This window comes from Streptomyces sp. NPDC047072 (assembly GCF_040643855.1).
Lineage (GTDB): Bacteria > Actinomycetota > Actinomycetes > Streptomycetales > Streptomycetaceae > Streptomyces.
In genome coordinates this window covers 15,235-39,597 of the sequence record NZ_JBEYVC010000005.1, presented here as the reverse complement: position 1 = coordinate 39,597, position 24,363 = coordinate 15,235, and the positions used below count along the sequence as shown (strand labels likewise).

22 protein-coding genes and 1 pseudogene are annotated in these 24,363 nt (G+C 68.2%); 14 read left to right on the top strand and 9 right to left on the bottom strand.

The window, feature by feature from the left end; genetic code table 11:
* Positions 1-5 precede the first annotated feature (5 nt).
* The 3 genes from ccrA to ABZ896_RS03490 form a co-directional block, all read right to left on the bottom strand.
* The gene (gene ccrA / locus ABZ896_RS03500; RefSeq protein WP_360921198.1) at positions 6-1,349 is read right to left on the bottom strand and encodes a crotonyl-CoA carboxylase/reductase; all 1,344 of its coding nucleotides are present in this window, start codon (positions 1,347-1,349) and stop codon (positions 6-8) included.
* Positions 1,350-1,739: 390 nt separating this feature from the next.
* Positions 1,740-2,549, bottom strand: coding sequence for a TetR family transcriptional regulator (locus tag ABZ896_RS03495; RefSeq protein ID WP_360921195.1), 810 nt, complete (start codon positions 2,547-2,549; stop codon positions 1,740-1,742).
* Between the two features lie 160 nt (positions 2,550-2,709).
* Positions 2,710-4,515 (bottom strand): 3-hydroxyacyl-CoA dehydrogenase family protein, encoded by a 1,806-nt coding sequence (locus ABZ896_RS03490; RefSeq protein WP_360921192.1) that lies wholly within the window; start codon positions 4,513-4,515, stop codon positions 2,710-2,712.
* A 375-nt stretch (positions 4,516-4,890) separates the two neighbouring features.
* Here ABZ896_RS03490 and ABZ896_RS03485 point away from each other — a divergent pair, with 375 nt between their 5' ends.
* Entirely contained in the window at positions 4,891-5,466 is a 576-nt protein-coding gene (locus ABZ896_RS03485) for an adenylosuccinate lyase (RefSeq protein WP_360921189.1), read from the top strand.
* Between the two features lie 7 nt (positions 5,467-5,473).
* On the opposite strand, the gene ABZ896_RS03480 is transcribed toward ABZ896_RS03485, so the two are convergent.
* The 4 genes and pseudogenes from ABZ896_RS03480 to ABZ896_RS03465 form a co-directional block, all read right to left on the bottom strand.
* A complete protein-coding gene (locus ABZ896_RS03480; RefSeq protein ID WP_360921186.1) occupies positions 5,474-6,004 on the bottom strand; it encodes a GNAT family N-acetyltransferase in 531 nt (176 codons plus the stop codon).
* A 40-nt stretch (positions 6,005-6,044) separates the two neighbouring features.
* The gene (locus ABZ896_RS03475; RefSeq protein ID WP_360921183.1) at positions 6,045-6,443 is read right to left on the bottom strand and encodes a RidA family protein; all 399 of its coding nucleotides are present in this window, start codon (positions 6,441-6,443) and stop codon (positions 6,045-6,047) included.
* Positions 6,444-6,509: 66 nt separating this feature from the next.
* Positions 6,510-8,087: an alpha/beta hydrolase gene (locus ABZ896_RS03470; protein WP_360921180.1), complete on the bottom strand. Its 1,578-nt coding sequence runs from the start codon at positions 8,085-8,087 to the stop codon at positions 6,510-6,512.
* Between the two features lie 135 nt (positions 8,088-8,222).
* Positions 8,223-9,041: pseudogene (locus ABZ896_RS03465) on the bottom strand (radical SAM protein); the annotation flags it as partial.
* A gap of 253 nt (positions 9,042-9,294) precedes the next feature.
* Between ABZ896_RS03465 and ABZ896_RS03460 the strand changes: the two are divergent.
* The 11 genes from ABZ896_RS03460 to ABZ896_RS03410 all read left to right on the top strand — a co-directional run bounded on the left by ABZ896_RS03460 (position 9,295) and on the right by ABZ896_RS03410 (position 19,664).
* A complete protein-coding gene (locus ABZ896_RS03460; protein WP_360921178.1) occupies positions 9,295-9,498 on the top strand; it encodes a hypothetical protein in 204 nt (67 codons plus the stop codon).
* A 58-nt stretch (positions 9,499-9,556) separates the two neighbouring features.
* Complete coding sequence (locus ABZ896_RS03455; RefSeq protein WP_360921175.1) at positions 9,557-9,988, top strand: hypothetical protein; 432 nt, start codon at positions 9,557-9,559, stop codon at positions 9,986-9,988.
* 26 nt (positions 9,989-10,014) lie between these two features.
* On the top strand, positions 10,015-10,950 hold the full coding sequence (locus tag ABZ896_RS03450) for a serine/arginine repetitive matrix protein 1 (RefSeq protein WP_360921172.1): 936 nt from the start codon (positions 10,015-10,017) through the stop codon (positions 10,948-10,950).
* Positions 10,947-11,174 carry a hypothetical protein gene (locus ABZ896_RS03445; protein ID WP_360921169.1) on the top strand — a complete coding sequence of 76 codons (228 nt, stop codon included), beginning with the start codon at positions 10,947-10,949 and terminating at the stop codon, positions 11,172-11,174. The genes ABZ896_RS03450 and ABZ896_RS03445 overlap by 4 nt, the downstream gene beginning before the upstream one ends.
* Before the next feature lie 166 nt (positions 11,175-11,340).
* Positions 11,341-12,261: an abortive infection family protein gene (locus ABZ896_RS03440; RefSeq protein ID WP_360921166.1), complete on the top strand. Its 921-nt coding sequence runs from the start codon at positions 11,341-11,343 to the stop codon at positions 12,259-12,261.
* Positions 12,262-12,301: 40 nt separating this feature from the next.
* Positions 12,302-13,255: an abortive infection family protein gene (locus ABZ896_RS03435; protein ID WP_360921163.1), complete on the top strand. Its 954-nt coding sequence runs from the start codon at positions 12,302-12,304 to the stop codon at positions 13,253-13,255.
* Positions 13,256-13,550: 295 nt separating this feature from the next.
* Complete coding sequence (locus tag ABZ896_RS03430) at positions 13,551-14,822, top strand: ATP-binding protein (RefSeq protein WP_360921160.1); 1,272 nt, start codon at positions 13,551-13,553, stop codon at positions 14,820-14,822.
* A 471-nt stretch (positions 14,823-15,293) separates the two neighbouring features.
* Positions 15,294-16,232: a hypothetical protein gene (locus tag ABZ896_RS03425; RefSeq protein ID WP_360921157.1), complete on the top strand. Its 939-nt coding sequence runs from the start codon at positions 15,294-15,296 to the stop codon at positions 16,230-16,232.
* 124 nt (positions 16,233-16,356) lie between these two features.
* Complete coding sequence (locus tag ABZ896_RS03420; protein WP_360921154.1) at positions 16,357-17,718, top strand: hypothetical protein; 1,362 nt, start codon at positions 16,357-16,359, stop codon at positions 17,716-17,718.
* Between the two features lie 86 nt (positions 17,719-17,804).
* A complete protein-coding gene (locus tag ABZ896_RS03415) occupies positions 17,805-18,689 on the top strand; it encodes a PIN domain-containing protein (protein WP_360921153.1) in 885 nt (294 codons plus the stop codon).
* A 42-nt stretch (positions 18,690-18,731) separates the two neighbouring features.
* Positions 18,732-19,664, top strand: a complete 933-nt coding sequence (locus ABZ896_RS03410) for a hypothetical protein (RefSeq protein WP_360921150.1) — start codon at positions 18,732-18,734, stop codon at positions 19,662-19,664.
* Between the two features lie 148 nt (positions 19,665-19,812).
* Here ABZ896_RS03410 and ABZ896_RS03405 read toward each other — a convergent pair whose 3' ends face one another.
* Positions 19,813-19,944, bottom strand: a complete 132-nt coding sequence (locus ABZ896_RS03405; RefSeq protein WP_360921147.1) for a hypothetical protein — start codon at positions 19,942-19,944, stop codon at positions 19,813-19,815.
* A 103-nt stretch (positions 19,945-20,047) separates the two neighbouring features.
* Between ABZ896_RS03405 and ABZ896_RS03400 the strand changes: the two genes are divergently transcribed.
* Complete coding sequence (locus tag ABZ896_RS03400) at positions 20,048-23,125, top strand: hypothetical protein (RefSeq protein WP_360921144.1); 3,078 nt, start codon at positions 20,048-20,050, stop codon at positions 23,123-23,125.
* 105 nt (positions 23,126-23,230) lie between these two features.
* On the opposite strand, the gene ABZ896_RS03395 is transcribed toward ABZ896_RS03400, so the two are convergent.
* Positions 23,231-23,797 carry a hypothetical protein gene (locus tag ABZ896_RS03395; RefSeq protein ID WP_360921141.1) on the bottom strand — a complete coding sequence of 189 codons (567 nt, stop codon included), beginning with the start codon at positions 23,795-23,797 and terminating at the stop codon, positions 23,231-23,233.
* A gap of 209 nt (positions 23,798-24,006) precedes the next feature.
* Between ABZ896_RS03395 and ABZ896_RS03390 the strand changes: the two genes are divergently transcribed.
* Positions 24,007-24,297, top strand: coding sequence for a hypothetical protein (locus tag ABZ896_RS03390; RefSeq protein WP_360921138.1), 291 nt, complete (start codon positions 24,007-24,009; stop codon positions 24,295-24,297).
* The last annotated feature ends 66 nt before the right edge of the window (positions 24,298-24,363 follow it).

The window sequence follows — 24,363 nt, the reverse complement described above, 5'->3', positions numbered from 1 at the left end:
GTGTCTCAGATGTTGCGGAAGCGGTTGATGGCGTCGAGGTGCTTGGCGCGCATCTCCTCGTCGCGCACGCCGAGGCCCTCCTCGGGGGCCAGGCACAGCACGCCGACCTTGCCCTGGTGGAGGTTGCGGTGCACGTCGTAGGCGGCCTGCCCGGTCTCCTCCAGGGAGTACACCTTGGACAGGGTCGGGTGGATCTTGCCCTTCGCGATGAGCCGGTTGGCCTCCCAGGCCTCGCGGTAGTTGGCGAAGTGCGAGCCGATGATCCGCTTCAGGGACATCCACAGGTAGCGGTTGTCGTACTCGTGGTTGTAGCCCGAGGTCGAGGCGCAGGTGACGATGGTGCCGCCCTTGCGGGTGACGTAGACCGAGGCGCCGAAGGTCTCACGGCCCGGGTGCTCGAAGACGATGTCGACGTCCTCGCCGCCGGTCAGCTCACGGATGCGCTTGCCGAACCGCTTCCACTCGCGCGGGTCCTGCTCGTGCTCGTTCTTCCAGAACCGGTAGTCCTCGGCGTTGCGGTCGATGATCGCCTCGGCGCCCATCGCCCGGCAGATGTCCGCCTTCTGCGGGCTGGAGACGACGCAGATGGGGTTCGCGCCGCCGGCCAGCGCGAACTGTGTGGCGTACGAGCCGAGGCCGCCGCTCGCGCCCCAGATCAGCACGTTGTCGCCCTGCTTCATGCCGGCGCCGTTGCGCGAGACCAGCTGCCGGTAGGCGGTGGAGTTGACCAGACCGGGAGCGGCGGCCTCCTCCCAGCTGAGGTGGTCCGGCTTCGGCATCAGCTGGTTCGACTTGACAAGTGCGATCTCTGCCAGGCCGCCGAAGTTGGTCTCGAAGCCCCAGATCCGCTGCTCGGGGTCGAGCATCGTGTCGTTGTGGCCGTCGCTGGACTCCAGCTCGACCGACAGACAGTGCGCGACGACCTCGTCGCCGGGCTTCCAGGCGTTGACGCCCGGGCCGGTGCGCAGGACGACGCCCGCGAGGTCGGAGCCGATGATGTGGTACGGCAGGTCGTGGCGCTTGGCCAGGTCATTGGTGCGGCCGTAGCGCTCCAGGAAGCCGAAGGTCGACAGCGGCTCGAAGATCGAGGTCCACACCGAGTTGTAGTTGACACTCGATGCCATGACGGCGACCAGGGCCTCGCCCGGGCCGAGTTCCGGCAGCGCCACCTCGTCGAGGTGGATCGACTTGCGCGGGTCCTTGTCGCGGGTCTCCAGGCCCGCGAACATGTCCGTCTCGTCCTTGTGCACGGTGATCGCGCGGTACGACTCGGGCAGCGGCAGGGCGGCGAAGTCGGCCGGCGTCGAGTCCGGGGACTGGATCGCGTCCAGGATGTCCTTCGTGGTCACGGTGTTGCCTCCGGCGATACGCGCCCTGAGGGAGGGGCGCTGAGGGTTACGTCGGTGCCGTCGATGCGGCGGTCTTGGTGTTCGGCAGCGCTTTGTGGCGCGGGAGGTTGCCTGTGACGCAGGCGTCCGGGGCACGCGGGCGGTAGACCCGCCGGGACAGTCGCCCGGACTCCCTCAACGTAAGACACCGCGTGCCACCGTGCAAGGCACTGAGTGCCAGAAGTTCACCTCAGATGAAATCTTTACGTAACAAATGAGCGATGATCGATCGAACGGAGGGTGAAAGGTGCCCGAAATGGGTCTCTGACGTGCCAAAACGGCCACCCCGAAGGGTGGCCGTCGTCACAGCGTCGTCGTGACAGCGTCGTCGTGACAGCGTCGAGGAGCCGCTCAGCGCTCCTTGAGCGCCTCCTCGATGGTCCGCATCACCTCGTCGAGCGGGGCGTCCGTCCGCGCGACCGTGACCAGCACCTCGCCGTGGGTGGAGACGGTCGCGGCCGACGGCTGCGGGACGGTGGTCCGGCCCGCCCCGATGCCCGTACCGAAGGTCTTGCGCACGATCGCGAAGGCGTGGTCCAGCTGTGTCTCCACGTCGCCCTGGCCGCCCGCCCGCAGCCAGCGCCGCAGGACGTGGTTGTGGGCCGTGACCACGGCGGACGCGGCGACCTCCGCCAGCAGCGGGTCGTCGTTGGCGTCGTCGTCGTGGGCGTGCTCGTCGAAGTGGCCGAGGAGGTAGCGGGTGAAGAGGCGCTCGTAGCGGGCGACCGAGGCGATCTCGGCCTCGCGCAGGGTGGGCACCTCGCGCGTGAGCTTGTAGCGGGCGACCGAGATGTCCGGCCGGGCCGCGTACATCCGCATGACCTCCTTGATGCCGCGGCACACCGTGTCGAGCGGGTGCTCGTGCGCGGGGGCCGCGTTGAGGACGGCCTCGGCCCGGATCAGGGTGTCGTCGTGGTCGGGGAAGATCGCCTCTTCCTTGGAGCGGAAGTGGCGGAAGAAGGTGCGGCGGGCGACCCCGGCCGCGGCGGCGATCTCGTCGACGGTGGTCGCCTCGTACCCCTTGGTCGAGAACAGCTCCATCGCGGCGGCCGCCAGCTCTCGGCGCATCTTGAGCCGCTGGGCGGCCGCGCGACTGCCTGCGGCACTCTCGGGCGCGTCGGGCGTGGCTGGTGTACGGGAGGACCTGGCGGGCTGGGACATGCCCCGAACGTACTGCATATGTGCAGGACGGCGCGCGAGTCCGCCGTTCCCCCCGCCCCGCGCGGGCGGGGGAGCGCCGGGCCGGGCGGACGGGGGAGGGCCACCGGGATCCAGCAGCCCGCCCCAGTCCGTCCCGTCGGTGAACCAGTCGCCGACGCCGTCAGCGGCGGGCATACTCGCGGAAGCCGCGGCCGGTCTTGCGGCCGAGGCAGCCCGCGGCCACCAGGTGCTCCAGGAGCGGGGCCGGCGCCAGGCCCGGGTCGCGGAACTCGCGGTGCAGGACCTTCTCGATCGCGAGCGAGACGTCCAGGCCGACGACGTCGAGGAGCTCGAACGGGCCCATGGGGTAGCCGCCGCCCAGCTTCATCGCCGCGTCGATGTCGTCAAGAGACGCGTAGTGCTCCTGCACCATCTTGATCGCGTTGTTTAGGTACGGGAAAAGCAGTGCATTGACGATGAAGCCTGCACGGTCACCACAGTCGACGGCATGCTTCTTGATCCGTCCACACACCTCGTGAACTGTTGAGTGGACGTCCTCGGCCGTCAACACCGTACGGACGACCTCGACCAGCTTCATCGCCGGCGCCGGGTTGAAGAAGTGCATGCCGATCACGTCCTGCGGCCGCGAGGTGGCGCGGGCGCAGGCCACGACGGGCAGCGAGGAGGTCGTGGTGGCGAGCACCGCACCGGGCTTGCAGACCTTGTCCAGCGCCTGGAACAGCTGCTGCTTGACCTCCAGGTCCTCGGCGACGGCCTCGACGGCAAGGTCGACGTCGGAGAAGGCCTCGTAGGAACCCGCCGGGGTGATCAGGTCCAGGGTCCGCGCCGCCGCCTCGGCGGTCATCCGGCCCTTGTCGACGGAACGGGAGAGGGACTTGCCGATCCGGGCCTTCGCGGTCTGCGCCTTCTCCTCGCTGCGGGCGGCGAGGACGACCTCGTACCCGGCCTTGGCGAAGACCTCGGCGATCCCGGACGCCATGGTCCCGGACCCGGCGACCCCGACGGAGCGGACCTCGCGCCCGGGGACCCGCGCGGAGTCCGCCGCGGGCGTCAGCGCGTCCGGCACGACCGTCGCACCGCCCGGCGCCTCGTACGTGTAGAAGCCGCGCCCCGACTTACGGCCGGTCAGGCCCGCCTCGCTGAGCTGCTTGAGGATCGGGGCGGGGGCGTGCAGCCGGTCGTGGGACTCGGCGTACATGGCCTCCAGGACGGTGCGCGCGGTGTCGACGCCGATCAGGTCGAGCAGCGCCAGCGGGCCCATGGGCAGGCCGCAGCCGAGCCGCATCGCCGCGTCGATGTCCTCGCGGGAGGCGTAGCGCGCCTCGTACATCGCGGCCGCCTGGTTGAGGTAGCCGAACAGCAGCCCGTCCGCGACGAACCCGGGCCGGTCGCCGACCGCGACGGGCTCCTTGCCGAGGTCGAGGGCGAGGTCGGTGACCGCGGCGACGGCGGTCGGCGCGGTCAGCACCGAGGAGACGACCTCGACCAGCTTCATCGCCGGGGCCGGGTTGAAGAAGTGCAGGCCCAGCACGCGCTCCGGACGGGCCGAGTCGGCGGCCAGGCGGGTCACCGAGAGAGCGTTGGTGCCGGTCGCGAGGATCGTCTCCGGGCGCACGATGCCGTCCAGCTCACGGAAGATCTGGTGCTTGATCTCGTACGACTCCGGCGCGACCTCGATGACGAGATCGGCGTCGGCCGCCTCCCGCAGATCGGTGGAGGTGCGCAGCCGGGCGAGGACCTCGGTGCGTTCCTCGTCGGTCAGCCGGCCGCGCTCCACCGCGCGGGCGGTCGCGGACTCCAGGGCGGCGACGGCCCTGGCGGCCTGCGCCTCGCTGATGTCGATGCCGACGACCTGACGGCCGGCCTTGGCGAGGACCTCGGTGATGCCGGTGCCCATGGTGCCGAGGCCGACGACGGCAATGGTCGTCAGCGGGGACGGAGAGGTGTCGGACAGGGGAGCGGCCATCGCGGGACTCCAGGAATGAGGGTGACGACTGGGAACGCGACCCGGTACGCCGAAGGGCGCACCGGGTGCGTGAGGATGCGGGTGTTGCCGGGCTGCGAGCGCACACGCCCGGGGCCGTCGTACGGGCGTGCACACGCCCTCAGAACGGTGGAGACCGACCGGCCCTGTCCCAAGCCAGGTCGTACGAAAATGCTGTGGTACCTGAGGTACCGAACCGACTGCTCTTGCGGCGGCTGCGTCACCAGGCCGCCACAAGGAGTTCCGCGAGTGGGTAACTCGCTCGTCTGAGCTTAACCGGTGGGTAACGAGCGCGCCAGCCCCCGGTCTTTGTGATGTACGTCCCCACGCCCCGGGACCCCGCCTAGGCTGCGTCTCATGGACGAAGAGTTGCGATCGCTCACGGAGCGCTTACGGCAGGAGTCGGGAGGAACGCTCGCCCACGACCGTCTCCTGTCCACCGAGGACCACGACGAACTGGCCGCGGTGCTCACCGAGCCGGGACACCCGCTGTGGGCCCGGGAGTTGGCCGCCTTCCGGCTCGGGCTCGCCGGGGACCCGCGGGCCTTCGAGGCACTCGTCCTGCTGCTCAACCACCGCGATCCGCCGCGCTGCGCCTCCGCCGCGTACGCCCTGGCCCGGCTCGGCGACCCGCGCACGGCCCGCGCGGCCGCCGCCCTCGCCACCAACGAACTGCGCGTCGCCTACGCCCTGCATCCCGTACGGCTCCTCGCCGAACTGGCCGCCCCCGAGTCGGTCCCGGCGCTGATCACCACGCTCCGGCGCAGACTCGGACCGCACGACCCCTACCGGCGCGTGGCCCTCGCCTGTGTGGAGGGCCTCGGCGCCCTGGGCGACGCCCGCGCCAGACCCGTACTGAACGAGGCCCTCGCGCATCCGGCGCTCGCGGAGGCGGCGGTACGGGCGCTGAAGCGGATCCCCGACGACGGGTGAGGTGCCGTCAGTGGGGCAGCTCGCGGACGTACCGCACCTCGGGCACCGCGACCCCGTCCACCTCGAAGGGCTCCTCCACGCCGTCGGCCTCGAAGCCGTGGCGCTCGTAGAAGCGGCGGGCGTGGGCGTTGCCCTTGAGGACCCACAGGCACATGCGGCCGTGGTCGAGGGCCGTGCGGTACCCGAGCGACTCCAGCAGCAGGGCGTGTCCGATGCCGGCGCCCTGGCGCCGTGCGTCCACGTACAGGGCGTACAACTCGGCCTCGGCGGTGCGTGCTTCGCCGTCGCGGTACGGGCCGTCGCAGGCCCAGCCCACGACCTCGCCGTCCCACTCGGCGACGAGGTTGCGGATCTCTGGGTGCGCCGTGCTGAAGCGGGACCGGCGGTGCTCGGCGTCCTCTGTCACGCTCATCGCGTCGAGGAAGGGCTGCGGCATCAGACCCCGGTAGGCGTTCTGCCAGCCGCGGACGCGGATCTCCGCCACGCGGTCGCAGTCGGCCAGGGTCATCTCGCGGATGAGGAGGCGGTCGTCGTCCATGACGGCACCCTAGGTACCACGGGCCGGACAGGCCTCGGAATTACGGGCTCACCACCGCGAACGCCTCGACCTCCATCAGGAACTCCGGCCGCACCAGCCCGGCGACCCGCACGGCGGACGCCGCCGGCAGCCGGTCGTCGGGTATGTGCGCGGCGCGGGCCTCGCGGAGCGCGGGCATGTGCGTCATGTCCGTGACGAAGTAGGTGAGCTTCACGACGTCGTCGAAGTCCGCGCCCGCCGCGGCCAGACAGCGGCGGAGGTTCTCGAAGACCTGGCGGGCCTGGGCGGCGGGATCGCCCTCGCCGACGAGCTTGCCGTCCCCGTCGAGGGCGACCTGGCCGGAGATCGCGACGAAACGGCCGCTGCCCAGGACGACATGGCTGTACTGGGCGGCGGGGGCGACACCGTCGGGGGCGGGGATCCTGGTCAGTTCGGTCATGGCTCCATGGTGGACCACACCACTGACAACGCCCGTCCCCGACGGATCGTCGACCGGTCGAAGGCGTCAGCCGCGGAAGCCGACCAGCCCGTGCAGTGCCGAGCCGCGCGACGACGTCGAGGCCGCCTTCGAGGTCAGCGGCTTCGGGTCGGGCAGCTTCTGGCAGACCGCGTCGGCCTCGCCGTGACCGCGCGGCACCGAGCCGTCGGTCAGGTACTTCGCGAGGTACTTGTCGAGGCAGGCGTTGCCGCTCAGCGTGATGCCGTGGTTCCCGCCGCCCTGCTCGACGACGAGGCTGGAGCGGGCGAGCAGCCGATGGACCGTCACACCGCCCTGGTACGGCGTCGCCGCGTCGTCCGTCGCCTGGAAGAGCAGCGTCGGCGGCAGCTTGCCGTTGGCCACGTTCACCGGGTGTAGCGACTTGGTGGGCCAGAAGGCGCACGGCGCGTTGTACCAGGCGTTGTTCCAGGCCATGAACGGAGCCTTCTCGTACACCGCCCAGTTGTCCTTCTGCCACTGGCCCCAGTCGCGCGGCCAGGAGGCGTCACGGCACTGCACCGAGGTGTAGATGCTGTAGCCGTTATCCCCGGAGGCGTCGACGGCCGCGAAGTTCTCGTACGCCTCGACCAGCGGGTCGGCGTTCTTCTTGTTCACGTACGCCGACAGCGCCTCGGCGAGGTAGGGCCAGTAGCCGTTGTAGTAGCCGCCCGGGATGTAGGTGTCCTCGAACTCCGAGGCGCCCACCTTGCCGCCGGCCGGCTTCTTGGCCAGGGCCGCGCGCACCGCGTACCACGTGGCCTCGATCTTCTCGGGATCGGTGCCCAGCTTGTAGGTGGAGTCGTACTTGGCGATCCACGCCATCAGCGCCCGGTGCCGGTCGTTGAAGGCGTAGTCCTGGCCGAGGTTGTCGTCGTACCAGACGCCCGTCGGGTCGACGATCGAGTCCAGGACCAGGCGGCGCACCTGGTGCGGGAAGAGCTTGGCGTAGACCGCGCCCAGATAGGTGCCGTAGGAGTAACCGAAGTAATTGATCCTCTTGGCGCCCAGGGCCTGCCGGATCGAGTCCATGTCGCGCACGGCCTGGACCGTGTTGATGTACGGCAGCACGCTCGCGTACTTGCGGCCGCAGGCGGCGGCGAAGGACTTGGCGCGCTGGAGGTTGGCCTTCTCGATCGCCGGCGTGCTCGGCACGGAGTCCGGTCGCACGGGGTTGAAGTAGCCCGGCTTGCAGTTCAGGGCGGGCGTGCTCTTGCCGACGCCGCGCGGGTCGAAGCCGATGACGTCGTACTGCGCCGCGACGGCCTTGGGCAGCGAGGCGGCGACGAAACCGGCGAGCGTGAGACCGCTGCCGCCGGGGCCGCCCGGGTTGACCAGGAGCGGACCTTGGTACTTCTTCGCGGTGTGCGGGACACGCGAGAGCGCGAGGGTGATCTGCTTCCCGTGCGGGTTCGCGTGGTCGAGCGGCACCTTGAGGGACGCGCACTGGAGCGTCGGGTAGTCGGTGGTACCGCACTTCTTCCAGGTGGGTTTCGCCGTCGTCGCGGCGGGTGCGTTCTGCGGGGTGCTCGCGTCGGCGGGGAGGGCGGTGAAGGCCCCGGCCACGACGGCGGCGGCGGTACAGAACACGGCTGCGCGTTTTCTCATGAAGTCCTCCCAGGACGGAGGGTGTGGGGCCGCGGATGTCACGGTCCACGCCGCATCGTCCCGGAAACGGCGCCCGGAAGAACGTGTTCTGGCAATACTTGACCCAATTGGGCCGCCGATAGCGCCCGAACGCTCTCAGATCAACGTGAGTTGGGTCGGTTCGGACACCTCGTCCGCCGCGGGGTCCGGCGCCGCGATCCGGCGCGGCATCCCGGGACCGGCCGGGCCGATGCCGTACTCCTGGGCCAGCTCGTGGACCTGACGGGTGATCCGGCGCTGGTACCACTTGGGCGCGTAGGAGCCGTCCGCGTACAGCCGCCGGTAACGGCCCACCAGATACGGGTGCTCCCGCGCGAGCCAGGCCATGAACCACTCCCGGGCGCCCGGACGCAGATGCAGCACCAGCGGGGTGACGGAGGTGGCCCCGGCGGCGGCGATCGCGCGCACGGTCGCCCGCAGCCGGTCCGGATGGTCGCTCAGGAACGGGATCACCGGCGCCATCAGGACCCCGCACCCGAGCCCGTGCTCGGCCAGCGTCCGTACGACGTCCAGGCGCCGCTGCGGGGCCGGCGTGCCCGGCTCGACGGTGCGCCACAGCTCGGGGTCGGTGAAGCCGACCGACACCGAGATGCCGACGTCCGTCACCTCGGCCGCCTGCCGCAGCACGTCCAGGTCGCGCAGGATCAGGGTGCCCTTGGTCAGGATCGAGAAGGGGTTCGCGTGGTCGCGCAGGGCGGCGAGGATGCCCGGCATCAGGCGGTAGCGGCCCTCCGCGCGCTGGTAGCAGTCGACGTTGGTGCCCATGGCTATGTGGTCGCCGGTCCAGCGGCGCGAGCCCAGCTGGCGCCTGAGCAGCTCCGGGGCGTTCACCTTGACCACGATCTGCGAGTCGAAGCCGAGCCCTGTGTCGAGGTCCAGATAGCTGTGCGTCTTGCGGGCGAAGCAGTACACGCAGGTGCATGCACTCCCGTTAAGCCTCGGGTGGGCCACTGGCGCCTGGCGGCACGGGCCCGGACGTGTCGCAGGCCCCGGGGGAGGGGCAGCCATGACATCCCTAGGGCCCGGCTCGGGGAAACCGGGACAACATTGACATGTCGTGGTCGGTGGGGCCGGTGACCATAGAAGCGAGGCGAAACCGCCCTCACGGGACAGCAGTTGACGATGGAGACGACGCGCATCATGAGACTGGCTGAACAAGGAGTGGACCGTGGGGACCGCTATCGGGGATGGCGGCTTCGGCGCCGTGTACGCGGCGGAGAACACTGCCGGCGAGAAGGCGGCGGTGAAGCTCGTGCCCAAGGCGCCGGGCACCGAGCGCGAGATGCTGTTCACCAACCTGGACGGCGTCCGCAACGTGGTGCCGGTCATCGACAGTGGCGAGTCGGATAATGTGCCATACCCGAGGCGGTAGACCGGACATGACGAGGGGTTACTCCGGCCGCCCGTACCGAGAGGACAGCCCCTTTAAAGTGTCCGACCCTCAACAGTTGCGCTATACGGTGGACATCACGAGCAAGGACATCGACGCGATCGAGGCCTTCCTCACCACCCGCACCGCCGAACAGTTCACCGCGCACGAGCCCGGCACCATCGAGCACAGGATGGCTGGCGCGGTCGAGTGGGGCGTCAAGGACCTCGTGGTCGATGCCCGGATCGCCCTGGAGTGGCTCGCCGACCCGGAGCAGGCCGATCTCCACGGCGAACTCGATCTGCGGCACGACCTGAGACGCGCCTGGAATCTGCTGGTGCGGATGACGAACCCCTGGCGCCGCCACCCAGGCCACGACACGGCCCGCTGGTGCCGGGTCACCTACACCGACGCCCAGTCCGAGAAGGACATGAAGCGGGGCGTGGAGAGGGCGCGGGCGGCCCGCGAGGCGAGGGAGGCGGCGAGCGCGTGACCGCTGTCCGTGTCGACTTCCCGCCCGTGGAGAACGGGCTCGATTACCTCAAGAGTGTGGTCGAGCTCCTGGCCCACGGCGAGGGCGGGGTGAGCCCCCGCAACCTGAAGTACGCAGTGCTCCATCTCCAGGCTGCCACCGAGGTGTTGCTGAAGTACCGGCTTTACCTTGAGCACTGGACGCTTGTCTTGCAGGACCTGGATCTGGCCCGGAAGACCCCGAAGAAGAGGGTCACCCGTCAGATGTTTGACGAGGGCGACTTCGTCAGCTGCTCGCCTCAGGAGACCCTGCTACGGCTCCGCACCGTCGTCGGTCTGCCCATCACGCCCGGGGAAGAGGCGGAGATCGTCTCCCTGGCTAAGTCGCGCAACGCTCTCCAGCACTATGGGCTGACCGACTCGGAAGGCACGATCGAGACCCGTACGGTCGCGGTTCTCGACTTCCTGATCCGCTTCCTGGACGAACACCTACTGCCAGAGCTACCGCCCGGGGCGCGCGAACGCTTCGAGGACGATGTGGAGCTCATCCGCTCCGGCCTCACGTACATCCGAGCCTTCGTCGATCAGCGAATGGAGCGGCTGAAGGACGAGCTCGGGCCGCTGCGGGACCGGACGGTGCAGTGCCCGAACTGCCGCCAGTGGGCCCTGGTGACGGGCGGGGAACTGGCCGAGTGTCTGTTCTGCCCGTGGGCCGCGGATCCCAAGCTGTACGCATTCGACTACGTCGTCAAGTTCCTCGACGTTCCCTGGCGGATCACACCGACGGACGGTCCGTTCTCGCAGCCCGCACAGCCTCCCATCGATCCTTGTCCATACTGCGGCGAGGAGGCGGCAGTGCCCGGCGTTGTCACCGCGGCGGCACCGGACCACCCCGTCACCTTCTGCTTCGCCTGCGGTGTTGCCCGTCCCTTTGAGGACTGGCAGGGCCAGGACGGCCAGAGACAGCCGCGGGGAAGGAGATGAGCACCGAGCTGGAGCAGGTCGACCTGGTCGAGGCTGAACCTGTCGAGGACGGCGACGCCTCGGCCGGCGGCGCGGTCGCCGCGTACGACCCGGCGACCGCAGCCTTGGACGCGCTGGAGACGAAGGCGGTCGAGGAGCTGCACGCCTCCTGGCCTCGCAAGACCCGGACCGGTTACGCTCGGGACTGGGACAACCTGGACGTGCGCGCGGCAGGGTGGCGTTGAGGGTTTCCGGCCGTGGGCAGTCCTTCCCGTGGATGTTGGTCTTGTGGACGGCCTCGGGCGCTCTCCGCTCGGGCGGTGAGGCGTGACGCCGCGTGCCTCCGGCCGAGCGTCGGTGAAGGGGGAAAATGCCGGGGTCTTGTGCATGCCGGCCCCGTAATCTGCCTATATGGCCACCCCTGATCGTGAACTGCTCTCCCGGACCGCCCGGAACGCTGTCCGGGGACTGATGAGCGGTCTTGTGGCAGGGGCGATCGGCGAGTACTGGGAGAACGAACACTTCGCCCAAAACCCTGACGCCACTCCCGGCGAGGGCGGCGTCCGCAAACAGCTCTTCGACTCCTACGCCGCGTCCGTTGACTGGACCGACCACGACCATGTGACCCGGGCCCTGCGGGTGTTCGAGAACATGCTGCGCCGCCTCGACCGCGAGAGCCTAAAGTTCGGTGGGGACGGCTTGCCTGCCGACACGGTGGCGGAGCTGCGAGAGGCGTTCGCGCGGGACGGCTGCCGCCTAGACGATGAACTCCGCCTGCACACCGCACGCATCGACCACCTGGTTGTGCACGCTGACGCCCTGTCCGAGGCATCGGGCATCCACGCCGAACTCGAACGGCTCCGCAGGTTCGGGGCCGATTACCCCGACGACGCGATCGGCGCTGCCAAGCAGCTCATCGAGGCCACCGCCAAACTCGTGCTGCTCAAGCGCAACCTGCCGGTCGACGAACGCCAGGACCTGCCCGCGCTGATCAAACAGGCTCAGCAGGCCCTTCACCTCCACCCTGCGGCCGTTCCGACTGCCCGCAACAGCGAGAGCCCGGACAACGCCGACAGCATCAAGCGCATCCTGGGTGCACTGACCTCGGCTGCCATCGGCGTTGCCGAACTGCGCAACCGGTACGGGACCGGCCACGGACGGCTGGCCGCACCCATAGGGCTCGGCCCCCGGCATGCCCGCTTCGCCGTCGGTGCCGCCGCCACCTGGTGCGAGCTGATGCTCGACACCCTCGCCGACCCCAACGCCCCCTGGCGCAAGGTGGCCCCCGCACTGACCCCGCCTGCGAGGAACACACCCGCAGCCTCAACCTGAGCCGGCGCGAGCTGGAACTCCTCATGAGAAAGGGCAGCCGGTGGCACCACAGCGGCTCACCGTCGTCACTCGCCAGCGCCTTATCGACCTCCTGGTCGTCGAGAAGGTCTGGTGGTGGGGCGCTCTGGACGAGGTGAGGTTCCTGGAACGCCTGTACGACCTGGACGCTCTCGAAGGCGATGGCTACCGGCGTCTCACGGCGAGAGAAGACATCTGGCAGCACTGCATCAACAACGACGACTGGCCGCCGGAATGGGTGTTCACGGACTCCCGCTTCGGCCTCAGCAGCGACTCTCCGCAGCCGCTCTTGAACTTCCTCGCCGAAATGCTCCACCCCGTGGTGCGGCGTGACCCGGCCGAGGTCCAACGTCTGGCCGAGAAGCTCAACGACATCCTCACCAAAGACGGCTTCGAGCTCTACCCGACCGAGTACATCAGCGGGTTGCCGGTCTACGCAGGCGGCCCCCGAGCGTCCTTCCACGGCGCCCGGCCGGACTTGAAGTTCGAATCTCGACCGCTCCTGACCGACCCCCGAGTGCTCCACGAACATCAAGAGCGCATCAGAGCTGGCCTGGAACGCGACCCGGCCGCAGCGATCGCCTCGTGTAAGGAACTCGTCGAAAGCTTGTGCAAAATCATCTTGGAACAACAAGGCATAGAGTTCCCGGCCGGAGAAGACCTGCCGCCCCTCTTCAAGCGTGTCACGACGCTGCTGGGCCTGAATGCCGACGCCGTGGCCGACCACGCCAAGGCCAGTGCCACGGTGGTCAAGATCCTGCGCACACTCACCACGACGGTGCAGGGCCTGGCCGAGCTGCGCAACCAGCTCGGACTCGGCCACGGACGCACCGCACCGAGTCCAGCGCTGACCCGCCACGCAAGGTTGGCAATGAACAGCACCGTGACCGTGACGGAGTTCGTGCTCGACACCTGGCAGGACCGCATCGATCGAGGGAAGCTCCCACCCCTGTCTCAGCAACCTCGGGCCGAGTGAAGTGGGAGTGCAGTGCCGTGAAGCCGTATTGACCGGTGTTGTGTTCGCTTCATTCCGGCCGACTCCGCCGCCCGTCTCACGCAGGTGCTGCTCGTGACTGACGTCGAAGCCGCCACGCAGGCCGGCGGTGAGCAGACCGCGACGTCTTGACCCCGCCCGACCGACGAAGGGGGATGCCCCACAGTGTCCCGGAAAACGGAAGGCCTGTTGTCGGACCCGCTCCGTACCCTTGGCGCTCAGCCCCCTGGGCTACGGCCCGTGCCGGGCCTTGGATCACGGGAAGCGGGACCCCATAGTGACATCGATCTACCTCTCCTCCGACAACCCCCGGTGGATGCCGAAGACCGAGGCTGACCTCCAGGCCGCCGTCGACGGCGGCCTGTTCGAGGAAAGCCACCACCTGGACCTGAAGAAGGCCCCGAACAGCAAGGGCGACAACAAGGAACTGGCACGCGACCTGTCCTCGTTTGCCGTCCACGGCGGCGCCCTGATCATCGGCGTCCAGGAGAACAAGGAGAGCCGCACCTTCGAGCTCGCTCCCCAGCCGCTGAACGGACTGCCGGAGAAGATCGAGCAGGTGGCCCGGACCATCCCCGACCCGCCGCTGACGATCCTCACCGAGGAGATCAGCGCTGCGGCCGACGACGGGACCGGCTACCTCATCGTGCACATCCCGGCTAGCCCCGTCGCACCGCACATGGTCGACAACAGGTACTTCGGCCGCGGCGACAAGACGAAGTACCAGATGGGCGACTCCGAAGTCGTCGCACTCCACGCACGGCGACGCAATACCGAGGCCGACGCTCTCACCCTGCTGCGCAAGGAGATGGACGAGGATCCGTTGCGCGACGTCGGATCCCAGTCCCATCTCTTCCTGATCGCCCAGCCGACCGCCGGACGACGGGACATGTGCCTGCCTATCACCGGCGCCCGGGACTGGAACCAGCGCCTGCACGCCCTGATCCGTCGTGCCCTGGAAGCCCCTCGCACCCGGGCATCGCTTTCCGGGATGGGCTTCAGCCCTGATCTGTCTTCCGCCCATCAGGGGCACCGGCGCGCGCGGGGAGTGGCTCTCAGCTCCTCGGGGCTCGGAGCCGGCCGCGTCTACGCCCCGGAAGGCCGTTCCTCCGACGAGTCCGTCACCGAGCTTCAGCTCTTCGAGGACGGAGGGCTGCGGCTGCTCATGACCCGTCTTTCCGAGGGCACCTCCAGGCCGTACGAGTCGCCAGGTGATGCGGAGCAGGTCATCTTCGACGCTGCCACCGTCGTCTTCACCCGACACATGCTGGAGCTGATCCGCCTGATCTCCGATGACGTGGGCTACCACGGGAACTGGGCGGTGGCCGTCGGAGCCAACCGGCTCCGTGGCCGACGTCGATGGAGTCAGCCGTCCATCTTCGCCAGTAACCACAGGTACAGCGCCGACACGTACGAGGAGAGCACCGGCGTGACCCTGGCCGAGTTGCGCGACGCACCGGGCACGGTCACACGAAGGCTCCTCGGTCCCCTGCTCCGCTCGCTGGACTCCGAAGAGTCGTTCGTCAAGGCCCTGACCGACGAAGAGTGAGTCTTGCTCCAGGAGACGACACGGGCCTCGGAGGAGAAGCCATGACATCTCTGAGCCCGGCTCGAGGGCGCATCGTCCAACGACGCCGCGACCCCACCACGACACGATGTCCTCCATCGAGACCGGCGGAACGGCACCGCGGCCCCTCACCTTCGGATATTGGCTGTGTGGACGTACCGACCGTTCTTATGAAGGCCGCCGCAGTGACCGACTGGATCACCCGGGGCTGAGACTTCACGCCCCGAAGTAAGTGCGTGTTCCTGGCCGCCTGAGCGATGTGGAGGTCTTGCTGCCGGGAGAAGACGTCGAACGCGAAACGGGACTGTCCGCAGGCGGGACGCGTAGCGAACCGAATGCGACCAAGAACATTTTATGGGTTTATTGGCCAGGGGGCTGATCGTGTGGGTTGGCTGGGATGATTTCGAATCACACAGGCTGATCGGCTCGGGTCCAACGGAGGCACCCCGCACGATGAACGACCAGTTACCCCCGGGCCAGGAGCAGGCCGACAGCGCGGACAACCGTCAGCACGGCCCCGCTCCGGTGACGTTCCACATCATTAACAACAGTGGCAACATCGCAGCCAACAGCTCCGGCTTCATCCAGAACCCCGTGACGCAGAGCTTGCCCGTCACTCCCCGTCGGCCGACAGGCTGGGGCGGGATCCGAGGAAAACCGAAGAGGGTGACCGTCCGGGCCGTCGCGCTCCTGCTCGTCGCGCTTGGGATGGGTGGCGACGCCCTGACAGACACGGACCCGTGGAAGGACAGGCACGTTGAGGTCAACGGCAGCCCGTCCGGCCCGGCCCCGTCCGAGGGCCCCTCAAAGGGCTCGCCCTCGCCCACCGCGAGCCGGACGCCGAGCGCGAGCTCGCCTGGCTACGCCACCTCCCTCGGGACGGAGCCCGCTAGCGATGCCCGGAGCGGCAGCAACTCCGGCGGCACGACGGGCTCAGCCTCCGGTGATACCGGCTCTGGCGCTACCTCGGGGAGTCCCCGTTCCTCAGGCGGGTCGTCGGGGGACACGAGCGGCAACACCGGTCCGTCGACGAGCGGTGGAACGACCACCCCTGACACCCAGCCGTACATCGACGCCACGATCGAGTGGTCGAACGACGAGGTCGGCAGCACCGACGACCCCAAGGACCCCAGCGCGATCGTCAAGGTCTACGACACCTACGAAAAGGGCGCTGGTACGTCTGTCCATGCCTACTACCGGACCGCCAAGATCAGAGTGAAGTGCCAGGTCACTGGCGGACGTGTTATCGACTTGGGCGACGAGTACAAGGGCCCCGAGCCTCCTCAGCGGGACGGCATCTGGTACCGCATGGACAGCGGCGAGTGGGCCCCCGCCGTCTACGTCTCTACGGGGAAGGACTCCCTTCCCACCTGCTCGGCCGGGGACTCCTGATGGAGCGGTACGCGGGGGCCGTTGGGCACAGACCTGGCTAGCGCACCGGAAATAGTCTGACGCGATTCTGTCCACTAGTGTCCGTAGGCGTCGCCATACTTCTGCACCGGGGGGCACCGCCAACATGTCCGTGCACGACCTGACGGAAGTCCAACTCGGTCGGCAGCAACTCGCGCTGCTTGCCATGATCGGCACCCAGCAGGCGGCAGATCCGGACGGCCAGTGGCCCATGTGGGACTGGGTGGAACACAGGGCCAAGTCCTTCGGAATGGAACACCCGCGGGGTGTGCTCGACTCGCTTCCGCGTGTCGGGGCCGTCGGATCGCTGGGACTCTCCTACGGCTTCACCACGGCGGTTCCCCGCATCCTTGCGGCGGACACCCGGATCGCACTGACGGTCGCCGCGGCCTGGGCTCTGCAAGAAGCACGGTCCGACCTGGGGGATCCTTTCCTGCGGGTGCTCCATCACATGGTCATGCTGTGGCGGAGCGCCCCGCGTTCGCCGAACGAGGTCACCCGGGTCGTCCTCACCTCCGAAAGCCTCCAGGAGGCGTTCCCGCACATGCGCGCCCGCATCATCCGCATGGTCCCGGACCATTTCTCCCGCGAGCCGCTCCTGCACCACTCGTACAGCAAGCAGCCGGACGGCAGCTGGACGATGGACATTCCGCAGGACGTCATGCGCTACGAACACGCCTCCGACCTGCTCGCCTACGTGAGCGAGGCATGCAAGCAGGTGAACGCGGTCCTCGAAGAGGCCCACAGTGAACTTTTCGCCGACGGGCAGCCGGCGCCCATGCCTCAGCTTGATTCAGTGCTTCACGTCAGCGCTTCCCGCACGGCCCTGCTGACGTGGCTGTGGCACCAGAAACAGCGCCAGGATCCGGCCGTGCCCATGCCAAACGTGTTTGACGTGCTCTCAGACGACGACCTCGCCGTGGACCAAGGCATGCGATTCACGGAAGACGAGATCGATCGAGCCTCCGCGCACCTGGAGCGGCACGGACTGACTAAAGGCGCCGGCGTGGTCGACCAGATGACGGGCCCGGTCTTCGCCGAGATCACCCCAGCAGGCGAGGACTGCGTGGAAAACTACAACGGCGACATCAGTGCTTACATCCGTCGGAAGGACAACGGCCCCGTGACGTTCCACATCACTAACAACAGTGGCAACATCGCAGCCAACAGCACCGGCTTCACCCAGAACGCTGTGACACAGACCGGCTTCGACCCGGCACAGATCTTGGCAGCGGCCACCCTCATCCAGCAGCTAGCCCCCGCCCTGACCTCAGACCCCGACGAACAGCAGGGGCTTTTGACCCAGGTGAGCGACCTCCAGACGGCTGCCACGACCCCTGAACCGGACCGCGGTGTGGTCCGGCGCATCGCGAACGGAGTCATGTCCACCATCCGAGGACTCGCCCACTCACCTGACGTCCAGCGCCTTGCCCTTGAAGCGGTAGAGCAAGGGATCCAGAGCCTGTAGACGTCGTTCACCTCGCCCCACAGAACCCGAGCCGTACTCCTGCGGAATAGGAATGGGCTGTCAGAGGCGTGCGGCATCATCGGCAGATGGCCTCCGCACAAGCTCCGCCGACGTACCTGGAACGCCTCCGGTCCGACCTGGACCAGATCGAAGCGGATTTCCTGAAGGTTCTCGGGGACTCACAGATCCGGAACGTCGACCCTAACCGCCGGTCCAGCGGCTTCGTTCACTTCGGCGCCGCCAAGTGGGGCTGGGTACCCAGCGGCCCCGAACTCGAGACGCGAAGGATAGAGCTCCTTGGGCGCGTACGGGAATGGGAACCGTTGTTCCGGCTGCTGTTCCCGCACCCGACCCCAGAGGTCACCAAGCGCCTCGACGGGAGCCTTGCTCTGCTGAGGCGCTGGCTTGTACGCCCCCGGGACACCACCGTGCCAGCCACCATGGACAAGGCCATCGACAAGGTCAAGGCGGCCGTGGCCACGCTCCGGAAGGTGGGCGAGCTCCTGCCGGATGACGCCTGGGCGGTGCGTGTAGCGGTCGACACGAACATGCTGCTCGATGATCCCGACGTGGCGATCTATACACCGCTGCTCGGGAATCGGTACATGGTCCACCTGCTGCCCGTCGTTCTAAGGGAGCTGGACGACCACAAGCTCGCTGGTCGCAACCCCGACATCCGCGATGCGGCGAAGAAGGCCGACCGCCGCCTGAAAGGGCTTCGGACCAACGGCGATGTGCTGCGCGGTGTGCGGGTGGCCGGTGATGTGCATGCCGTCTTCGAGCACATCGAGCCCAAGGGTGACGGGCTGCCGAACTGGCTCGACATGGACATGCTCGACGACCGCTTCGTGGCCTCCACCCTGCTGCTGCAGTCCCGGCACCCAGGCTCCGCCGTCTACGTGGCCACCAGGGACATCAACCTGCAGACGAAACTCGCCGCCGTCGGACTGCCCTTCATTGAAAAGCAATGAGCACCAGCACAGCACCCGTCGTACCGAGCAAGGGAGCACCCTGTGTCCGCCGACTTCTCCGCCCTGCACGAACCGCTCGTGGAATGGGTCTACGACCGCACGAGAGCTGATCCACTGGGTGGGGTGCCGATCACCGAGTTCGGGCAGTCGCACGGCCTCACCGAGAACCAGACGTACCAACTCCTGCAGTTCTGCAAGGGCCAACGGCTCCTGGACGACCGTCACACGACCCACGACGGCCCGGAAGCCAACCTGACCTCGCGCGGCCTTGAATGGATCGAGGAGCGCAGGCGCCGGCGTGCCGACCCGGCCGCGCGGGCCGCCGCCGCACGCAAGGGCCTGCTGGTCTGGCTGTGGCACCGCAAACACGACGACATCCTGCTGCCTGCCGTCGCGGACGTGCTGAACGACCCGCTGTCCCTCTTCGAGGGCGAACGCCTCACCGACAGGGACATCGACCGGGCCTCCGCCTATCTCAGCGCCAAGGGCCTGATCAAAGGAGACCGGAATGCGAGCTCGGACGGGCCCGTCCAAGCCGAGATCACCGCCGAAGGAGAAGACTGCGTGGACAACTACCAGGGCGACATCGGCGCGTACGAACGCCGCAACACCGGTGGGAACACCACGATCCACATCGGGCAGAACACGGGCAACATCGCCGCGAACAGCCGCGACTTCACGCTGAACGCGACCACGCACAGCGGCGTCGACCTTGCTCAGGTCGTCATGGCTGTCCGAGCACTCCGCCAGGCCGTTCCCATCCTGGGGCTGCCCGAAGACGATGTTGCTGAGATCACCCAACTGGCGACGCGCATGGAAGAGGAAGCCACCAGCGTTAACCCCGATTCGGGACGCCTCCAGCGGTGGGGCGCTCAGGCGGTGGCCGTCTTGTCACCCGTCGCCAGCGGCGCCTTGGGCAGCGTCCTCGCCGCCTACCTCGGGATCGTACTTCCAGGACTGCCTACCGGCGGCTGAGACCAGAATGGACGGCGCGGACGCAGCCGGGGATTGGGCCACCCTCGCCGGTGCTGCGAGCCGCTGTGCGCGGCGAGTCGGCGGTGGCCCGGCCTCGGATCGGACCACCAGGCCCTCGGACGACGGGATCAGCGGGGGCTGCGCAGGGTCAGCGCTGATTGATCCAATAGTTGTTCCATCCCGTCGCGTTCGCGACGAGGACGCAGGCGGCGCTGCGGACGATGCCGTGGCTTGCCTTACGGGTGAGAGAGCGCAGGTGACGGCGGCTGCTGTCGTCCACGGGGGCTGTGCTTCTCGCTCAGGCGTCGCAGCCCGAATGTCAGTAGCGTCCACGACACTGGTGGATGTCCGTAGTCGCGGCGGGAAAGCCGAGGGAGAGTCGTATGACCGATGACGCCGTCCAGCTTGAGCGACGCATCCGCTTCGCCTTGAGCATCCTCGGTGAGAGCAACAGTCATCACGAATTCGAGGCGCTGTGTCTGGGGCTGGCGCGGCGGCGGGTCACCAGCAACCTGTTGCCGACGACCGGTCCGGTGAGCGGCGGCGGCGACCAGGGCAGGGACGCCGAGAGCCACTGGAGCAACATCCCACGCGAATTGCCGGGTACCTCCTGCTTTGAAGCCCTGGCCTCGACGGAACGCGTGGTGATGGCCTGCACCATCCAGCGCACCAAAATCCCGGCGAAGATCCGCAGCGACCTCGCATCGATCTGCGGGCAGGGCAGTGCAGTTTCCCGCGTGATCTACTTCACCGTGACCGCCGTGTCTACCAGGAAGCGCCACGAACTCATCGAGGAGGCCGCCCGCACGCACCAGGTGGAGCTGGACATCTGGGACGGCGCTTCGCTGTCCCACCACCTGGCCGATCACGACCTGTTCTACCTGGCCGTCCAGTATCTGCATCTGCCCTCAGAGCTGGCTCCCCCGCGACCGGACAATGCTGCTGTTCTTCCCGACTGGTATGCCGAGGCGCAGCAAAGGTGGCGGGCACGTGCTGAGCCCGGCCGCACGCTGGGTGACCTGGTGGACCTGAGGGAGCCGCTGCGGTATGCCACCTTCCACGTAGAGGCACGCTCTGACCTGCCAGAATGGATAGGCTATGCCCGCGCACTGCTGGATGCCACGCTTGGCGACCACACTGCCCTGCGAGCGCGCTACGAGATCGTGGTAGCGACCCTGCGCGGCCAGGAGACGATGCGCCCGGCGGACCAGCTGGCCCGGGACTTCTTCGCTGCTGTGACGGCGGACACCGCGCTCACCGACGCCGGAATCCTCCAAGATGCTGTGGTGCTGATCGAGTACGGATTCGGCGCCCTGGTCCGCCGGCTCACCGACGTCACCTCCGACGAACTGCAGGGCTGGCAGCGCCTGCTGGAAGACAAGACCGACCGCCTGCTGTCCGGTGGCCCTCCTCCCCACGCTGCCGCGCACCTCCTTGCGCTGCGAGCCCGTCTCGCACTGCACCCGGACATGGCCATCGACCTTCGGACGGTTCCCGAGGATCTGCCGACCATCGCAGAGGTGACTACAGACGTTCGCAGAGCCGTGGAAGCTGGTGAGCCGGTCCGCACTTCACCATCCGGGCCCCCATTGGTCGACATCGATACCGGCATGCAGACGCTGGCCCGGCTGGGCCGCCATCTGGAGGACGCCCCGCTGTTCCCCATCGAGCACACCGCGGCCCTGTTCGACATGCTCTCGCCTGACTTGGTGGATCATCCGCAGTACCGGGAAGTCCGTGACCTGCTCGATGCAGCCACCGACCGGGTCACGGGCCACGCCGCACGCGGGGAACGCGCCCAGACCCGCGGCTTGGCCCTGCTCACCAGCGACCGCATCCTGCAGGCCCTCCAAGAGATCCACGAGGCCAAGGCCAACTGGTGGCACGGCGAGACCCTGGAGGGCGGACTGACGATGCTGCTGTTGTGCTCGCGCATCTACAGCGAGCTCGGCCTGGCCATCGCCGCGAAACAGTACGCCCTGGCGGCAGCCGCCGCAGCGAAGTCCGCCCCCGACCCGCAGCTGAGACGATTCATCCCGCGCGGCATCATCCTGGCCGCGCTATACGACCATGAGGCCGGCGACTGGCTGTCCGCCACCCATCTGTTCCGCATCGGCCTGTGGGCGCAAAACGCCTACCTCGATGAGCCATACCACCCCGAACGCCACCCCTACGTGTGGGACATGATGGCCAACCAGGCGACCACGATGCGCGCCGCGCGCGCGATACGGCCCGGCTTCGTGCCACTGATCCACGAGATCACCGCCTCGGCAGGCATCGACACCATCATTGACGACATCCTCGCCCCGACATCTGGTGAACCCCCGGTGACCGAGGACGCCTGCGCCGGCGCAGCCGACACTCGGGGAGTGGGGCGACCCTTCAGCGACGCCGGACCCACACGCCGCTACACCTGGACCGCCCTTGACGTCGGCTGGGAGATCACCTGCGCGAACGACCGGTTCTCGGTCCTGGCCGCCGAACGCTTCACCGCCGCGGTCCAGGTACTTCTCGCCGAACTCGCCCGATACGACCCGCTGTTTCTTCCCGGCCGCCTGGCCGTCGAAGTCCACGCTGATGCCGCAACCGCCCCCGACCAGCCCGCCGACTGTGAACAGACTACCGACGCGGACACCAACCGGTGGACGGTGAGGCTGACCGGAGCCGACCATCTCCAGCCGGAGACGGCCCACACACAACTGCTGGGAGCCGCAGCCCAAGTGCTGCTCTCCCAGTCCTTGCTGCCCGACGAGGCATTCATGAACCTCGTCGAGCAAGCATTCGCCAGCGGGCTGTGGCACAAGCTCACCGCCGGCCGCCCCTACGACGATCTGGCGGACTTCCTCAAGCCCGGCGACTACCAGAGAATGGCCGCACTGACCGACCCAGCCGTCGGAGGCGTCGGCCCCCGCAACGCACAGCCGAAATCGCCCGCCCTGCACGCCAAGACCGGACCCGGCCCCGGCTACAGCCACGACGCAGCGCTCGAAGCCGTCCGCACCCGATACTCGGTCATGCTGCCGATCGTGCGTCACACGCTTCCGCGCCTGTTGGCCGACCCCGCCTTCCGGCGCACCGCCTCGCTTCTACGCGAACAGGGATGGCTCGACTGGCACCTGCTGACCGCCATCGCCAACCTCACGGGGAGCCGACGCGCTCAAGAGCAGGGGCTTCGTCCCGCCCCCGGCGACTCAGCGGAGCGCCGGGCCCAGATCATCGCCGTCATGACAGCGCCCGAGCGTCCCGAAGACCTGCAGGTGCCCCCCGAAGCCTTCACCAAGCATGCCATGCGATTGCACCTGCAGGCGGCAGCCCTGTCAGCTGCCTGCAACCACCTCGGCCTGATTATCCGCCAGAACTCTATCGCCCCCCATGCCTTGCTCTCCGTGCTCGGTAACCGATACGGCTACTGGACAGACGATGTCGACCACCGCGACCTCTTCGCTTGGCACCCCGACTGATGCTCTGCGCGTCCAGCATGCAGACGCTCGGCTCGGCATCCCGGCCTTCGGCCTCACGCACCAATCGACGTACGCAGGAAGGGAGTTCTCGGCTCGCAATGCGCCCTACTCCTCATCGTCCTCGTAGGGGAGGGGCACCAGGGGGAACCGGTCCTTGATGGTCGCCCATGCCTGGCTGCTCATCTCGACTTTGAGTACGTCGGCGTCACGGGGGAGGTCGGGGAAGCGTGGGCAGTCGATGAGCCTGTACTGCTGGGAGAAGTGCTGCCAGCAGTAAGCCGCTCCGACGGCGAAGATGTGTTTGCCAAGGGGCTGCATACAGTCTGGGCAGATGGCGACAGGCCCGAGGTACTCATGGATGTCGAGGTCGAAGTCCCCGCAGCCGGTGTACTCCATGAGCCCATCGGACATGGCAACGGTTTGCGCTGTCTCCCGCAGCTCCAGCGTCCGCAGGGTCTCGGTTGCCTTCACAGGCTCGCTGGCTGCCATGGGCGCGAACTCTTCAAGAGCCGCAAGCCACTCCTCACGGCTCGCATACGGTTCACGGTTGCGGACGTCGAACCAGAGATGGGCGAAGCAGCCGACGACAGCCTCGGGCCGGTCGAGCAGCGGCGTGAGCGTGATACAGGAGCCGTCGGTCTCGCCACAGCTCGGGCAAGTGTCAATTGGCACAGCGGTGCAGTGTACGTAGGAACTCCGTTCTGCCTGTCGACACGCGTTCCGGCGGCGAGCGCTGACACCGGGGGCTGGGGCTGTATGCCCGGCCGGTCACCATCCGCCCCTCCCGCGGCGCCAGCAACGACCCGAGCCGCCCGTCAGACCTGGAGACAGACCAGCGCGTCGCGGAGTTCAAGCTCGCTCGCTGACTCGGCGCGGACGTCATGCGCAATCGCCAGACCTTCAAGGACCTCGTGATGCTCGCCCCCGACACCTCCGGCCGCCGGGCAGAGCTGTTCGTGATCGGCCCCGAGCCCCGCCGCTTCCCGACCACCAGCACGTCAACCGCGGCCTGGGCCCTGGTCCGCAGCCCAGGGGCGCTGCGGACCTTCACCACCGTCTTCGGCGCGCCGAACATGTCCGTCGCCCAGTTCACCGCGACCCATGCCGCCCAAGTTCAGATCACCGATCTGCGGGATCTTCTCCCCGCGTCCGTCGCAGCCCTCCTGCGTTGAAATGTCCTCGGCATGAGGCGCCAGCCCTGCGAAGAGCCCCACACTCACGCCCAAGCCGCAGCTGCG

Excerpts from the sequence above, each read along its gene's own strand:
- ABZ896_RS03485 (WP_360921189.1), top strand. The coding sequence starts at position 4,891 with ATGGACGAAGAGTTGCGATCGCTCACGGAGCGCTTACGGCAGGAGTCG.
- ABZ896_RS03420 (WP_360921154.1), top strand. The coding sequence starts at position 16,357 with ATGTCCGTGCACGACCTGACGGAAGTCCAACTCGGTCGGCAGCAACTC.
- ABZ896_RS03415 (WP_360921153.1), top strand. The coding sequence starts at position 17,805 with ATGGCCTCCGCACAAGCTCCGCCGACGTACCTGGAACGCCTCCGGTCC.
- ABZ896_RS03480 (WP_360921186.1), bottom strand. The coding sequence starts at position 6,004 with ATGGACGACGACCGCCTCCTCATCCGCGAGATGACCCTGGCCGACTGC.
- ABZ896_RS03495 (WP_360921195.1), bottom strand. The coding sequence starts at position 2,549 with ATGTCCCAGCCCGCCAGGTCCTCCCGTACACCAGCCACGCCCGACGCG.
- ABZ896_RS03425 (WP_360921157.1), top strand. The coding sequence starts at position 15,294 with ATGAACGACCAGTTACCCCCGGGCCAGGAGCAGGCCGACAGCGCGGAC.
- ABZ896_RS03475 (WP_360921183.1), bottom strand. The coding sequence starts at position 6,443 with ATGACCGAACTGACCAGGATCCCCGCCCCCGACGGTGTCGCCCCCGCC.
- ABZ896_RS03400 (WP_360921144.1), top strand. The coding sequence starts at position 20,048 with ATGACCGATGACGCCGTCCAGCTTGAGCGACGCATCCGCTTCGCCTTG.
- ABZ896_RS03440 (WP_360921166.1), top strand. The coding sequence starts at position 11,341 with ATGGCCACCCCTGATCGTGAACTGCTCTCCCGGACCGCCCGGAACGCT.
- ABZ896_RS03470 (WP_360921180.1), bottom strand. The coding sequence starts at position 8,087 with ATGAGAAAACGCGCAGCCGTGTTCTGTACCGCCGCCGCCGTCGTGGCC.
- ABZ896_RS03490 (WP_360921192.1), bottom strand. The coding sequence starts at position 4,515 with ATGGCCGCTCCCCTGTCCGACACCTCTCCGTCCCCGCTGACGACCATT.
- ABZ896_RS03445 (WP_360921169.1), top strand. The coding sequence starts at position 10,947 with ATGAGCACCGAGCTGGAGCAGGTCGACCTGGTCGAGGCTGAACCTGTC.
- ABZ896_RS03390 (WP_360921138.1), top strand. The coding sequence starts at position 24,007 with ATGCGCAATCGCCAGACCTTCAAGGACCTCGTGATGCTCGCCCCCGAC.